The 13,358-nt window shown below is 59.4% G+C and carries 11 protein-coding genes and 1 pseudogene; 7 read left to right on the forward strand and 5 right to left on the reverse strand.

The genetic code is table 11. The annotated features are described in order from the left end of the window. Positions 1-30: 30 nt before the first annotated feature. Positions 31-2,169, forward strand: a complete 2,139-nt coding sequence (gene pnp, locus OO25_RS05185; RefSeq protein ID WP_040178784.1) for a polyribonucleotide nucleotidyltransferase — start codon at positions 31-33, stop codon at positions 2,167-2,169. Between the two features lie 122 nt (positions 2,170-2,291). Continuing rightward, positions 2,292-3,008 (forward strand): glycosyltransferase family 25 protein, encoded by a 717-nt coding sequence (locus OO25_RS05190; protein ID WP_040179144.1) that lies wholly within the window; start codon positions 2,292-2,294, stop codon positions 3,006-3,008. A gap of 89 nt (positions 3,009-3,097) precedes the next feature. Here the strand turns inward: OO25_RS05190 and OO25_RS05195 are convergent, their stop codons facing one another. Next, positions 3,098-3,748, reverse strand: a complete 651-nt coding sequence (locus OO25_RS05195; protein WP_024098686.1) for a peroxiredoxin — start codon at positions 3,746-3,748, stop codon at positions 3,098-3,100. Positions 3,749-4,070: 322 nt separating this feature from the next. Here OO25_RS05195 and OO25_RS05200 point away from each other — a divergent pair, with 322 nt between their 5' ends. Continuing rightward, positions 4,071-5,510, forward strand: a complete 1,440-nt coding sequence (locus OO25_RS05200; protein WP_040178785.1) for an aldehyde dehydrogenase family protein — start codon at positions 4,071-4,073, stop codon at positions 5,508-5,510. Between the two features lie 75 nt (positions 5,511-5,585). Here the strand turns inward: OO25_RS05200 and OO25_RS05205 are convergent, their stop codons facing one another. Further along, positions 5,586-6,059, reverse strand: a complete 474-nt coding sequence (locus tag OO25_RS05205) for a glyoxalase superfamily protein (RefSeq protein ID WP_040170142.1) — start codon at positions 6,057-6,059, stop codon at positions 5,586-5,588. A 360-nt stretch (positions 6,060-6,419) separates the two neighbouring features. On the opposite strand from OO25_RS05205, the gene OO25_RS05210 reads away from it, so the two are divergent. Next, on the forward strand, positions 6,420-6,923 hold the full coding sequence (locus OO25_RS05210) for a VOC family protein (RefSeq protein ID WP_052463840.1): 504 nt from the start codon (positions 6,420-6,422) through the stop codon (positions 6,921-6,923). A gap of 70 nt (positions 6,924-6,993) precedes the next feature. After that, positions 6,994-7,851 (forward strand): alpha-1,2-fucosyltransferase, encoded by an 858-nt coding sequence (locus OO25_RS05215; RefSeq protein WP_040170139.1) that lies wholly within the window; start codon positions 6,994-6,996, stop codon positions 7,849-7,851. Positions 7,852-7,863: 12 nt separating this feature from the next. Here OO25_RS05215 and OO25_RS05220 read toward each other — a convergent pair whose 3' ends face one another. Next, a complete protein-coding gene (locus OO25_RS05220; protein WP_040178786.1) occupies positions 7,864-8,517 on the reverse strand; it encodes an RluA family pseudouridine synthase in 654 nt (217 codons plus the stop codon). Between the two features lie 138 nt (positions 8,518-8,655). Between OO25_RS05220 and OO25_RS05225 the strand changes: the two genes are divergently transcribed. Both OO25_RS05225 and OO25_RS22450 read left to right on the forward strand, forming a co-directional pair. After that, a complete protein-coding gene (locus OO25_RS05225; RefSeq protein WP_040178788.1) occupies positions 8,656-9,069 on the forward strand; it encodes a nuclear transport factor 2 family protein in 414 nt (137 codons plus the stop codon). A 116-nt stretch (positions 9,070-9,185) separates the two neighbouring features. Continuing rightward, positions 9,186-9,728: pseudogene (locus OO25_RS22450) on the forward strand (SGNH/GDSL hydrolase family protein); the annotation flags it as partial. 60 nt (positions 9,729-9,788) lie between these two features. Here the strand turns inward: OO25_RS22450 and rarD are convergent. After that, positions 9,789-10,682, reverse strand: a complete 894-nt coding sequence (rarD, locus tag OO25_RS05235) for an EamA family transporter RarD (protein WP_040170129.1) — start codon at positions 10,680-10,682, stop codon at positions 9,789-9,791. Between the two features lie 182 nt (positions 10,683-10,864). After that, positions 10,865-13,315: an FAD-dependent oxidoreductase gene (locus OO25_RS05240; protein WP_040179145.1), complete on the reverse strand. Its 2,451-nt coding sequence runs from the start codon at positions 13,313-13,315 to the stop codon at positions 10,865-10,867. Between the last annotated feature and the right edge of the window lie 43 nt (positions 13,316-13,358).

The following is a 13,358-nucleotide window of genomic DNA, read 5'->3' on the forward strand; positions in this document are numbered from 1 at the left end:
CCGGGAGTGCTCCCAGCTAGGATAAGCTGAATGTTTAACGTTACAAAGAAATCGATGCAGTGGGGCGAAGAGACGCTCACACTGGAGACCGGCAAGGTTGCCCGTCAGGCTGATGGCACCGTGATTGCCACCCTGGGCGAGACCTCGGTCATGGCAAATGTCACCTTTGCCCGCCAGCAAAAACCGGGTCAGGACTTCTTCCCTCTGACCGTCCACTACCAGGAAAAATACTACGCGGCGGGCAAGGTCCCCGGTGGTTTTTTCAAGCGTGAAGCACGCCCCACCGAAAAAGAAACACTGACTGCGCGTCTGATTGACCGTCCGATCCGCCCGCTGTTCGTCCCCGGCTTCAAGAACGAAGTTCTGGTGATGTGCACCGTGCTGAGCCACGATCTGGTCAACGATCCCGACATGGTCGCAATGATTGCAGCCTCTGCGGCGCTGACCCTGTCCGGCGCACCCTTCATGGGTCCGATCGCAGCTGCGCGCGTTGGTTTTGAGGGCGGCGAATACGTTCTGAACCCGACTGTCGACGACATGCAGGACCTGCGCCTGAACCCTGATCAGCGTCTGGATCTGGTTGTTGCCGGCACCAAAGATGCCGTGATGATGGTTGAATCCGAGGCTTACGAGCTGACCGAAGCAGAAATGCTGGGTGCGGTGAAATTTGCTCATGAGCAGATCCAGCCGGTGATCGACCTGATCATCTCTCTGGCAGAAGACGCGGCGAAAGAGCCGTTTGACTTCCAGCCGGCGGATTATTCCGAGCTGTTCGCCGTCGTGAAAGCCGCAGGTGAAGAGCAGATGCGCGCTGCATTCGCAATCACCGACAAGCAGGAGCGCACCGCCGCTGTTGCCGCTGCCCGCGACGCGATCAAAGCCTCGCTGACAGAAGAACAGCTGGAAGATGCCAACCTCGGTTCCGCCCTGAAGAAGCTGGAAGCTGGCATTCTGCGTGGCGACGTCGTCAAGACCGGCAAGCGGATCGACGGACGGTCAACCACTGACGTGCGCGCCATCGAGTCGGAAACCGGCATGCTGCCGCGGACCCATGGTTCGGCGCTGTTCACCCGTGGTGAAACTCAGGCACTGGCCGTGACCACGCTGGGCACTGGTGACGACGAGCAGTTCATCGACGCGCTGCACGGCAACTTCAAATCCAACTTCCTGCTGCACTACAACTTCCCTCCCTATTCGGTTGGTGAAGTGGGTCGTGTCGGCTCTCCGGGTCGCCGTGAAATCGGTCATGGTAAGCTGGCATGGCGCGCGCTGCAGGCGGTTCTGCCTGCGCCGACCGACTTCCCCTACACCATCCGCGTGGTGTCGGAGATCACCGAATCGAACGGTTCCTCCTCGATGGCATCGGTCTGCGGTGGTTCGCTGTCCATGATGGACGCCGGCGTTCCGCTGAAGGCACCGGTTGCCGGTGTGGCCATGGGTCTGATCCTGGAAGACGACGGCTCCTACGCGATCCTGTCGGACATTCTGGGCGACGAAGACCACCTCGGCGACATGGACTTCAAAGTGGCAGGTACTGCGAACGGCATCACCTCGCTGCAGATGGACATCAAGGTTGCGGGCATCACGCCTGAGATCATGGAAAAAGCACTGGATCAGGCCCGAGACGGCCGTCTGCACATCCTGGGCGAAATGTCCAAGGCCCTGTCGGAAACCAACGCGTTTTCCGTCCATGCACCCCGCATTGAAACCATGCAGATCCCAACCGATAAAATCCGTGAAGTGATCGGTTCCGGTGGCAAGGTCATCCGCGAGATCGTGGAAACCTCCGGCGCGAAAGTCGACATCAACGACGACGGCGTGATCAAGATCGCATCCGCCGACGGCACCGCCATTCAGAAGGCCTATGACATGATCCACTCGATCGTGGCAGAGCCGGAAGAAGGCGCCATCTACACCGGTAAAGTTGTGAAGATCGTCGATTTCGGCGCCTTCGTGAACTTCTTCGGCAAGCGCGATGGCCTGGTACACGTGTCCCAGATCGAAAACCGCCGCCTGAACCACCCTTCGGACGTTCTGAAGGAAGGCCAGGAAGTGAAAGTGAAGCTGCTGGGCTTTGATGATCGCGGCAAGGTCCGCCTGTCCATGAAGATCGTGGATCAGGAAACCGGCGAAGAGATCAAGGATGAGAAGAAAGAAGACGCAGAATAATCTGCCTCTTGTTTTGAAAACACATGGAACCCCGCCAGAGATGGCGGGGTTTCTTCGTTTTCGGGTCCGCAGGCTGCGGCCTCCCTCTTTTCACCGCTGGGCAAGATCGCTACCTCTGGCTTATGCGATCCTATATCATTCATATGGCAGGTGATCAGAAACGCGCCCCAAACGTGGCACGGCTGATGACGGAGCTGCCACAGCCGGAGGTCATTGAGGCGGTCAACGGCCGCGCGGTTCTGGAGGCAGGCGGGATCACCGTGCGCAATGGCGACCTGCACCAGCCATGTTACCCCTTTGCGCTGAGGGCTGGGGAGATCGGCTGTTTCCTGTCCCACCGCAAATGCTGGCAGAAGATCGTCGACAGCGCTGATGAGTTCGGCCTGATCGTCGAGGATGATCTTGCCTTGGATCTGGGGATCTGGCGCAATGCCATCGCATTGGCCGAAAATCACGCCACCACCGAGAGTTTTTTCCGGCTGCCTGCCAAACACCGCGAAACCGCGACGCAGCTTATCGCGACCGAGGGCGAAGCGCGCCTGTTCCTGCCAAGACGCATCGGATTGCAAACCGTCGCGCAGATGGTGGGAAAAGCCGCGGCGGCGCGTCTACTGGCTGCCACAGAGACGCTGGACCGTCCGGTTGATACCTTTCTCCAGATGCACTGGATCCATGGGCAAATAGTCCACACCATCTGGCCCAATGGTGCATCAGAACTGACGGAGGAATTGGGGGGCTCAACCATCCAATCGCGCCCCACAGGAGGAAAGATCGCGCGTGAAGTGAAACGCGCGCTCTACCGGAGCCAAGTCGCCCTGCGCCCACAAAAACACTCGTAGTGGAGCCATAGAAAAGGGGCCGGTCGGCCCCTTTTCCACAGCGGTCAGTTCACAAGGGCACGACGCCCCCGTTTGGATGTTTCAGTCGGTTATTCCGGCGCCTTGGTTTTGCGCAGATAGGGGAAGATCGTTTCGAACTCACCGAACTTGGCTTTGGCGTCCTCGTTCGACACGCTTGGCGGAATAATCACATCTTCGCCGGGTACCCAGTTCGCAGGGGTCGCCACGCCTTTGCCAGACATCTGCAGACCGTCCAGAGCGCGCAGAATTTCGGCAAAGTTACGTCCCACGGTCATCGGGTAGGTCATCGACAGTTTCAACTGCTTATCCGGGCCGATGATGAAGACGGAACGAACCGTGGCGCTGTCTGCAGGAGTGCGGCCATCGGGAAGATAGGCCTCTGCAGGCAGCATGTCGAAGGCCTTGGAGACGGCCAGTCCTTCATCGGCAATGATCGGAAAGCCCGCGCTGGCCTTGCCGTAGCTTTCGATGTCACCTTTCCATTTCTTGTGATCCTCGACGCCGTCAACGGACACACCGATCACCTTGGTATTGCGGGCTGCCCATTCGTCAGCCAGCTGCGCCACAGCCGAAAACTCCGTGGTGCAGACAGGTGTAAAATCTTTGGGGTGGGAAAACAGGATCGCCCAGCTGTCGCCGATCCAATCATGAAACGAGACGGTGCCCTGATCGGTTTCTGCGGTGAAATCCGGAACCACATCATTGATACGCAAACCCATGGGTCTCTCCTCTGCTGTCAAATAATTGTTCTCTGGTAGATAACCTAACCACTCAACGCGCAGGTTAAACCCTTGATCGGGTGCAAGCAGCCGAAAAGATCAACCCACGCGCAAATCTGACCCGTCCGGGACATGCGTGTAGTTCGATTGATGAGACCGCGCAGCCATCCCAAAACAGCGGTAAAATGGTGGATTTTTATCCATTTCTATAATTTGATCAAATTATTCATTCCCCCCTTGCCCATCCGAAACACCGGTGACAGAGTGTCGGCCAATTGCGGGGTTTTGCCCCGTCACACCCTGATACCTGGGAGATCGACAGATGATCGAGAAACGTGATTTTTACATCAACGGCCAATGGGTCGCCCCTGCTGCACCCAATGATTTCGAAGTGATCGACCCCTCGACTGAGGCGCCCTGTGCCGTCATTTCCCTGGGCGATGCTGCGGATACCAATGCCGCTGTCGCAGCAGCCAAGGCCGCCCTGCCGGGTTGGATGGCGACACCGGTTGAAGATCGTATCGCGCTGGTCGAAAAGCTGATCGAAGTCTACGAGAGCCGCACCGAAGATCTGGCGCAGGCGATGAGCGTCGAGATGGGGGCTCCCATCGACATGGCCCGCACCCAGCAGGCAGGCGCAGGCAGCTGGCATCTGCGCAACTTTATCAAGGCGGCGAAGGCGTTCTCCTTCGATGCTCCTCTGGGCGACCATGCCCCCAACGATCGCATCATCCATGAGGCTGTCGGCGTCGCTGCGTTGATCACGCCATGGAACTGGCCGATGAACCAGGTCACGCTGAAGGTTGGCGCCGCAGCCATCGCGGGCTGCACCATGGTTCTGAAACCTTCGGAGCAAAGCCCGCTCAACGCGATGATCTTTGCCGAAATGATGGACGAGGTTGGCTTCCCTGCCGGTGTCTTCAATCTGGTGAACGGTGACGGCACCGGCGTGGGCACCCAGCTGTCCAGCCATCCCGATGTGGACATGGTGTCCTTCACCGGATCGACCCGCGCCGGCACTGCCATTTCCAAAGCTGCGGCAGATACACTGAAGAAGGTTCATCTGGAGCTTGGTGGCAAAGGCGCCAATGTGATCTTTGACGATGCCGACGAGAAAGCGGTCAAGCGCGGCGTGCTGCATATGATGAACAACACCGGCCAAAGCTGTAACGCGCCAAGCCGTATGCTGGTTCAGAAAGGCATCTACGACAAAGCCGTCGAAGAGGCCGCCGCTGTTGCCAACAAGGTAGAGGTCGGCCCCGCCTCCAGCGAAGGCCGTCATATCGGCCCGGTTGTGAATGAGCTGCAATGGACCAAGATCCAGGATCTGATCCAGAAAGGCATCGACGAAGGCGCCCGATTGGTAGCAGGCGGCACCGGTCGCCCCGATGGCTTGAACCAAGGCTTCTATGTCAAGCCAACCGTCTTTGCCGATGTGAACAACCATATGACCATCGCCCGCGAAGAGATCTTTGGCCCGGTGCTGTCGATTATCCCCTTCGAGAGCGAAGAGGACGCAATCGAGATCGCCAATGACACGCCCTATGGCCTGACCAACTATGTGCAGACACAGGATCCCGCCCGTGCCAACCGCATGGCCCGCAAGCTGCGCGCCGGAATGATCGAGATGAACGGCAAGTCGCGTTCCGCTGGCTCGCCGTTTGGGGGCATGAAACAATCCGGCAATGGCCGCGAGGGCGGCAGCTGGGGGATCGAGGATTTCCTGGAGGTCAAAGCCGTCGGTGGCTGGGCCGACGAGTAACGCCCCACACCAATCTGCGAACCCGACGACAAGAGCCGCCCATCAGGGCGGCTCTTTGCTATTTTCGCGCTGATTTCAGGTGAAACGGCTCCAATCAGGCAGATCAAGAACCAGTTGAGGCACACCATCCGAGGTCCGCTCAACCGAGCGTCCGTCCCACCCAATGGTGCCGCTGATCCGCTGACGCATTGCGGAGAAACTGTCGAATTTCACCACATCCACCGGCTCTTCCAGATGCAGGGTCACACGTCGGCGCGCGCCTTCACCAAAGACCTGCAGCCCGCGCAGCTCAGCGGTGAAGGCCTGACCAAGGTAGCTGCCCCGCAGGGTCTGCCCGACACGCAGGGTCTGCTGCGGAATATTCGGACGCGGTCTGTCCGCCTTGGCACTGATCGTATTCCAATCTTTATAGCCATATTGCCGGGCCACCATCTCAAGCGCGGCGCTATGTGACAGGGTGAGATTGCGGGCCTGCAACTGCTGTCGCAGATTGCGGGCCTGTTGCTTCAGGCTCCCGACGGTGGGGAGGTCTTCTGGGTTGGTCGTCATTCTTGCCTCTTGTCCAATCAACAAGATGCGCCGAAAACATGGAGCCCGCATTGCCATTGGCGCATCACATCGATGGGCGAAAGACAGGAATTCTATTGACGGGGGTTCACCATGGTCGTGTTGACCGCGAGCGGCAGGGCCCCGACCCTGCCTCAGCCTTAGGCCCTTCCACACGCCATGGTCAAGACCTTTGCCACCTCGTGTCTGTGGTTGAGTGGCTGTCTATCAGCCCTGCTGAGTTGAAAGTGGCCACGTCCAAGCCGCATCAAAAGAAAAAAACGGGGAGGTCATTTACCCCTTGATCTAAACCTGACTTGAGCTCGCAGGGTGGGAAAAACGATTGTTCAAAGGAGACACCGAATGATCCATCAGAAGCCTGCCCTCGCCGTTAAACCCGGTATTAACACCACCTTGACCGGTGTTTACGAAACCCACCTGCCGGTGAAAAACCTTGAGGTTTCAATGGCCTTTTATGGGGAGACCATCGGGTTGGAGCTTGCGCGTCACCTACCCGAGCGGCAGGTCGCTTTCTACTGGGTCGGCGGGCAATCTCAGGGGATGCTTGGACTTTGGGCGGGTGGCTCCGCTCCGATGGGTATGCGGTTGCACATGGCGTTTCGCACTACGGTCTCAGCACTTGATGGCATTTGCGACCGGCTGTCTGATGCCGGGATCACGCCGCTTGATTTTCACGGGTCCCCGACGACAGAACCGGTGGTGCTGGGCTGGATGCCCGCGCTGTCGGTCTACTTCAAGGATCCGGACGGGCACTCGATTGAGTTTCTGGCACCAATGACCGACGACCCAGATATGGATTTTGGCGTTGCAAGCTACAGCGACTGGCAGGCGCGATCCGGCGGATGAACCTGACCGGGACTGGTCATGGCGGTCGATGGCGCCTATCAACGCGGTATAGCGCTCCGAGGGACCAACCATGATCATCACCCGCCTGCATGGCCGACTGGGCAACCAGATGTTCCAATACGCTGCCGGGCGTGCGCTGGCGGATCGGCTAGGTGTATCAGTTGCGCTTGACAGTCGCGGCGCCGAGCTGCGCGGTGAGGGCGTGCTGACGCGCGTCTTCGATCTTGATCTGGCGACACCGGATATCCTGCCGCCGTTGCGCCAACGTGCTCCGCTTGGTTATGCGCTATGGCGCAGTTTGGGCCAGCATCTCGGCGCCGGACCGAAGCTGCGCCGGGAGGCAGGCCTGGGCTACAATCCGGGTTTCGCGGACTGGGGCGACAACAGTTACCTGCACGGCTACTGGCAGAGCGAGCGCTATTTCGCACAAAGTGCCGAACGCATTCGGCGCGACTTCACCTTCCCTGAGTATGCAAATCAGCAGAACGCGGAGATGGCGGCCCGCATCCACGAAACCAATGCAATTTCGCTGCACGTACGGCGGGGGGACTATCTGACCCTCGCCGCGCATGTGCTTTGCGATCAAGCCTATTACGAGGCCGCACTGGCGAAGGTTCTGGACGGGTTGGAGGGACACCCAACGGTCTATGTCTTCTCGGATGATCCACAGTGGGCCAAGGAAAATCTCCCTCTGCCCTGTGACAAGGTGGTGGTGGATTTCAACGGCGCTGATACCGACTATGAGGACATGCGCCTGATGAGCCTGTGCAAACACAACATCATCGGCAACAGTTCGTTCTCCTGGTGGGCGGCCTGGCTGAACCAGACACCGGACCGCCGCGTGGCTGGTCCCGCCAAATGGTTCGGCGATCCGAAACTGAACAATCCCGATATTCTGCCGCCAGACTGGCTGCGTATTAGCGTTTAGGTAGGGCCGACCTCAGAACGGAGCCTTGACGCGAAACTTCATCGATTCACCACTGTCAGGATGTTTGATCCGCAGCTCCTCCGCATGCAGCATCATACGCGGGTGATCCAGCGCGTGCCCCTCTGCATAAAGCGGATCGCCCAGAATCGCGTGGCCTAGAGACAGCATATGTACCCGCAGCTGATGCGACCGCCCGGTTTTGGGCGTCAGGCGCACGCGGGTTGCGGTGTCCTCATATTTCATCACCCGCCAGTCGGTCACGGCTTCTTTGCCGGTGTCATGGCAGACCATCTGGCGCGGACGATTGGGCCAGTCCACGATGAGCGGCAGATCTACGGTGCCGCTGCGCGGTTCAAGCCGACCGTCAACCCGCGCGACATAGGCTTTCTTCGCGCTGCGCTTTTCAAACTGCATGGACAGATGCCGCTGCGCATGTGGAGAGACGCCGAAAACCATCACACCGGAGGTATCGCGGTCAAGTCGGTGCACCAAAAGCGCTTCCGGAAAGGCAGCCTGCAGCCTGCTCAGCAGACAATCCGCAAGATGTTCCCCCCGCCCCGGCACGCTGAGCAGACCATGGGGCTTGTTCACCACTAGGAGCTGGGCATCGTGATGCAGGATGTCCAGGGGATCCTTCGGCGGAGTGTAGTCGCTAGAAACTGTCATGCCCGCGTCCCTAGCGGCCCGTTGCCTGCAGGGCAAGGTATCGCGACGTCGCGCTTGTCGGCGCTTGGGTAGAGCGGCAGGGTGGTGACATCTTCACATCCGCCCCGTCCGCGGGCTCCCTGGTCTGAAAGGTGACGCATGACTCATCCAACCATCAGCAGGCTGCAAGAGGTCGTCGCCAAGGGTGATGACAGTCAGATTGCAGATCTCCTGGCCGAAGACGTGCAGTTTCTGCCACCAACCTACTGGAAAACCTGGACAGGTCGCGCACCGGTCGCGGCCATTCTGGGGCATGTCGGTCAAGTTTTCAGCAATTTCCGCTATCGTCGCATCATGGGAGATGGCGATGACTGGGCGTTGGAATTCCAATGCAAGATCGGCGAATTCGACGCGGTCGGCGTTGATCTGATCACCCTGAATTCAGACGGGCTGATTGCTCAGTTCGAAGTGGTGATGCGCCCTTACAAAAGCATCGGGATCTTGCGGGACGCAATCATGGCGCGGGTCACCTCGGATCCCAGGTTTCTGCACTATCAATCGGCGCTCAGCTGATCGGCCTGGACCATATCGCCCGGATCGTACTGCTACCGTTGCTGGTCGTGCAGGTGGTCAACGTACGGCGCAGGGCCCTGCGCCTGCCTGAACCTTGGGGACCGCGGTTTGGACAGATGGGGCGTGGCGCCCCCCTGCGTCTGTTGATTGTCGGCGACAGCTCCGCCGCAGGGGTTGGTGTCGGTCGGCAGGATGACGCGCTTTGCGGCCAACTGACCACGAAACTGGCCGAAGGGCGGCATCTGACCTGGCGATTGGAGGCGACAACCGGACATCGCAGCGCTGATGCACTGGCGCGGGTCCGCGCATTGCCACCACAGACATTCGACGTCGCTGTCTTGGCGCTTGGGGTGAATGATGTGACGCGGCTTACACGACGGCGACGGTTTCACATGGAACAGTCAGCCCTGATCCAACTTCTGCGTGACCGATTTGGGGTCACGCTGGTGATCCTGTCCGGTGTCCCGCCGATGGCGGATTTTCCCGCTCTTCCCAACCCGCTGGCCTGGGTGCTGGGTCGGCATGCGACGCGGCTGGACCAAGTTCTGGCCAAGCTGGCCGCGCAAGATCCAAACATTATTCACCTGCCCTTTACACTGCCACCCGATCCAACGCTGGCCGCACGAGACGGGTACCACCCTTCGGCCACGGCTTATGCGCTTTGGGCTGACACACTGGCACAGACAATCAACGCCGAACTGTCGGGGCCTTCCGATCCGTCAGGCGCGACGCATCTGGCGCAGCAGAGAAGCGGAATAGATCACCAGCGCGAGCCAGATCATCGGGAAGGCGATCATCCGCGCGCGGCCGAACTCCTCGCCAAAGACAAAGACCGCCGCCAGAAAGATCATGGTGGGCGCGATATATTGCAGGATACCGATCGTGGATAGGCGCAGCAGTTTGGCGCCATTGGCATAGGTGATCAACGGCACCGCAGTCACCACACCACACCCCAGCAACAGCGCGGTATCGCTGAAGTCGCCGCCAAAATGGGCACCGCCCGTGGCCGTCAGATAGGCCAAATAAACCAATGCAGGGGGCGTTAGGATCAAAACCTCCAACATGAAGCCCTGATTGGGACCAACCGGTAGGGATTTTTTGAAAAACGCGTAAAAGCCCCAACTGAGCGTCAGCCCAATCGCCGCCCAAGGCAGCCGACCCGCATCCAGGGCGAGCACCAATACCGCCAGTGCTGCCAAACCGATCGCGACCAATTGGGCAGGTGACAGCCGCTCGCCCAGCAGCACAGCACCAAGCATAACGCTGAACAGCGGGTTGATATAATAGCCAAGAGCCGCATCCAACGCATGGCCGGTCGCGATGGACCAGACATAGATGCCCCAATTCACCGAAATCAGTGCTGCTGTTACCGCGCCCATCATCAACACTTTCGGGGAAGTAAGTGCCGCGCGCAGGTCGCGGGTCCGCCGCAGAATGATGAGCAGAACACCCGCAACAGGCACTGACCAGATCACCCGATGGGCCACCACTTCCGCTGCCGGCATATGCGCCAGCGCCTTCATATAGAGTGGCAGAAAGCCCCACATCAGATAGGCGGAAACGGCAAAGGCGAGGCCCTGTGGCGTGTCTTTGTTCTCAGGCTGCGGCGTCATCGTAAAATCTCCCTGAGCCGGGTTTATGACAGGTCGGCCGACAATGAACAGGGGGGATACTGCCAAAGGTGTTGATGTCATCGTTGGGCGGCAGCTTTACTCTAGGCTGCCGGGAGGATGCGCGATTATCGCACGCATCTTCCCCTATGACGCGTTATATCATGTCACAAGATCGGGCGTTTCTATTGCTTCACCCGCTCTGATTTCGGGTCATACATCGGCTTCAGCGACACCTCGGCCTTCACCTTCACACCGCAGACGTCAATCTCATAGCTTGAGCCGAGCACATCAGCCGCGCTTTCGCCCTCACACGGCACGTAGCCCATACCGATGGCGGCACCCAGCGTATGCCCGTAGTTGCCGGAGCTGAGGTAACCCACATATTCGCCGTCACGAATGATCGGCTCATTGTGGAAAAGCAGCGGTTCAGACTCAGTCAGTTTGAACTGGACCATGCGGTTCTTGGGGCCGGTTTCCTTTCGCTCCAGCACCGCCGCCTTGCCGATGAAATCCGCCTTGTCGGTTTTCACCGCAAAGCCCAGGCCAGCGTCGATCACATTGTCCTCGCAGGTGATGTCGTGGCCAAAGTGGCGGAAGCCCTTTTCGATCCGGCAGCTGTCCATCATATGCATGCCGCAGAGCTTCAGCCCCATATCCTGACCCGCCTCATGCAATGTCTCAAACGCGTGGCCTGCCATATCCGCGCTGACATAAATCTCCCAGCCGAGTTCGCCCACATAGGTCACGCGGTGAACACGGGCCAGCCCCATACCCAGCTCGATTTCCTGCGCGGTGCCAAAGGGGTTCACCGCGTTGGAGAAGTCATTGGGCGACACTTTTTGCAGCAACTTGCGGGCGTTTGGACCCATAACGGCCAGCACACCCTCGCCTGCGGTCACATCGGTGATCACAACCCGGTAGTCGCCCACATGACGCATCATCCAGGTCTGATCTGCCAGACGGGTCACCGCAGGGGTCACCACCAGATAGGCGGTCTCCGACAGGCGGGTGACAGTCACATCGGCCTCAATGCCGCCGCGGGCGTTCAGGAACTGGGTATAGACGATCTTGCCCGCCGGAACGCTGAGATTGGCGCCGCAGATGTAATTCAGGAAGGTTTCGGCATCCGGGCCTTCGACGCGGATCTTGCCGAAGGAGGACATGTCGTACATGCCGACGTTTTCGCGGACAGCCTTGTGCTCAGCTGCCGAATTCTCAAACCAGTTCTGGCGCTTCCAGCTGTATTGGTATTCGCGCTCCTGGCCTTCGTTTGCAAACCAGTTGGCGCGTTCCCAGCCGCCGATTTCGCCCATCACCGCGCCTTGCTCCAACAGGTGATGGTGGAACGGGGTGCGGCGCACGCCGCGGGCGGTGGCCTTTTGACGGTAGGGGAAGTGGTCGGCATACAAGAGACCCAAGGTCTCTTTGGAACGTTCGAACAGGTAGTGCTTGTTGCCCTGGAACGGCTGCATGCGGGAGATATCCACGTCGCCCAGATCAAAGGGTTTCTGGCCGTCTTCCATCCACTGCGCCAGCGCCATACCAGCGCCACCTGCCGACTGGATGCCGATTGAGTTGAAGCCTGCCGCGACCCAGACATTATCCATCTCCGGCGCCAGGCCCAGGTGATAGGCATCATCCGGGGTAAAGGATTCCGGACCGTTAAAGAAGGTGTGGATGCCGGCCTCGGCCAGCATCGGCATCCGGTTGCAGGCCGCTTCCAGAATGGGTTCAAAGTGGTCGAAATCCTCGGGCAGCTGATCGAATTCGAATGTGTCGGGGATACCGTTCATCGCCCAGGGTTTGGCGTTCGGCTCAAAGGCGCCGAGCAGAATTTTGCCTGCGTCTTCCTTGTAGTAGGCGCATTCGTCCGGCACCCGCAACACCGGCATCTGGGTCAGGCCCTTGATGCCTTCGGTCACGATGTAGAAATGCTCGCAAGCATGCAGCGGCACGTTAACGCCCGCCATGCGGCCAACCTCATGCCCCCACATGCCCGCACAGTTGACAACCATGTCGGCCTCAATATGGCCCTGCGACTGACCATCATCGCTAGCCCAGTCGACGCCGGTGACGCGGCGGCCCTCCTTGGAGATGCCGGTGACCTTGATCCGTTCCTTGACCAGCGCGCCGCGTTGACGCGCGCCCTTGGCCAGGGCCAGCGCGATGTTGGCCGGATCCCCCTGCCCGTCTTTTGGCAACCACACGCCTGCAGTCACATCGCCGACATTCAGGTGCTCATAGCGGGTTTTCACTTCCTTGGGGGAGATTTCCTCAACCTCGACACCGAATGCGCGCGCCATGGCAGCCTGGCGGAAAATCTCTTCCTTGCGCTCTTCGGTCAGAGCTACGGTGATCGAGCCGCAGCGTTTGAACCCGGTCGCGACGCCGGTTTCCTCTTCCAGCGCGCCATAAAGCTCCTGGCTGTATTTTGCCAGCTTGGTCATGTTGGCGGTCGCGCGCAGTTGGGCGATCAGACCCGCGGCGTGCCAGGTGGTGCCCGAGGTCAGCTGTTTACGCTCCAGCAGCACAACGTCCTTCCAGCCAAGTTTGGTCAGGTGATAGGCGACCGAGCAGCCAATCACGCCGCCGCCGATGATGACCACGCGGGCCTTGTTGGGAAGATCGCTCATCATGTGCCTCCTGAACTTGACTGGACGAACTGCATGGCCGGAT

The organism is Phaeobacter sp. S60 (assembly GCF_000826845.1).
Classification (GTDB): domain Bacteria; phylum Pseudomonadota; class Alphaproteobacteria; order Rhodobacterales; family Rhodobacteraceae; genus Phaeobacter; species Phaeobacter piscinae.

Bases quoted from the DNA above. Each gene is read 5' to 3' on its own strand.
- pnp (WP_040178784.1), top strand. From the start codon at position 31: ATGTTTAACGTTACAAAGAAATCGATGCAGTGGGGCGAAGAGACGCTC.
- OO25_RS05190 (WP_040179144.1), top strand. From the start codon at position 2,292: ATGCGATCCTATATCATTCATATGGCAGGTGATCAGAAACGCGCCCCA.
- OO25_RS05195 (WP_024098686.1), bottom strand. From the start codon at position 3,748: ATGGGTTTGCGTATCAATGATGTGGTTCCGGATTTCACCGCAGAAACC.
- OO25_RS05200 (WP_040178785.1), top strand. From the start codon at position 4,071: ATGATCGAGAAACGTGATTTTTACATCAACGGCCAATGGGTCGCCCCT.
- OO25_RS05205 (WP_040170142.1), bottom strand. From the start codon at position 6,059: ATGACGACCAACCCAGAAGACCTCCCCACCGTCGGGAGCCTGAAGCAA.
- OO25_RS05210 (WP_052463840.1), top strand. From the start codon at position 6,420: ATGATCCATCAGAAGCCTGCCCTCGCCGTTAAACCCGGTATTAACACC.
- OO25_RS05215 (WP_040170139.1), top strand. From the start codon at position 6,994: ATGATCATCACCCGCCTGCATGGCCGACTGGGCAACCAGATGTTCCAA.
- OO25_RS05220 (WP_040178786.1), bottom strand. From the start codon at position 8,517: ATGACAGTTTCTAGCGACTACACTCCGCCGAAGGATCCCCTGGACATC.
- OO25_RS05225 (WP_040178788.1), top strand. From the start codon at position 8,656: ATGACTCATCCAACCATCAGCAGGCTGCAAGAGGTCGTCGCCAAGGGT.
- rarD (WP_040170129.1), bottom strand. From the start codon at position 10,682: ATGACGCCGCAGCCTGAGAACAAAGACACGCCACAGGGCCTCGCCTTT.
- OO25_RS05240 (WP_040179145.1), bottom strand. From the start codon at position 13,315: ATGAGCGATCTTCCCAACAAGGCCCGCGTGGTCATCATCGGCGGCGGC.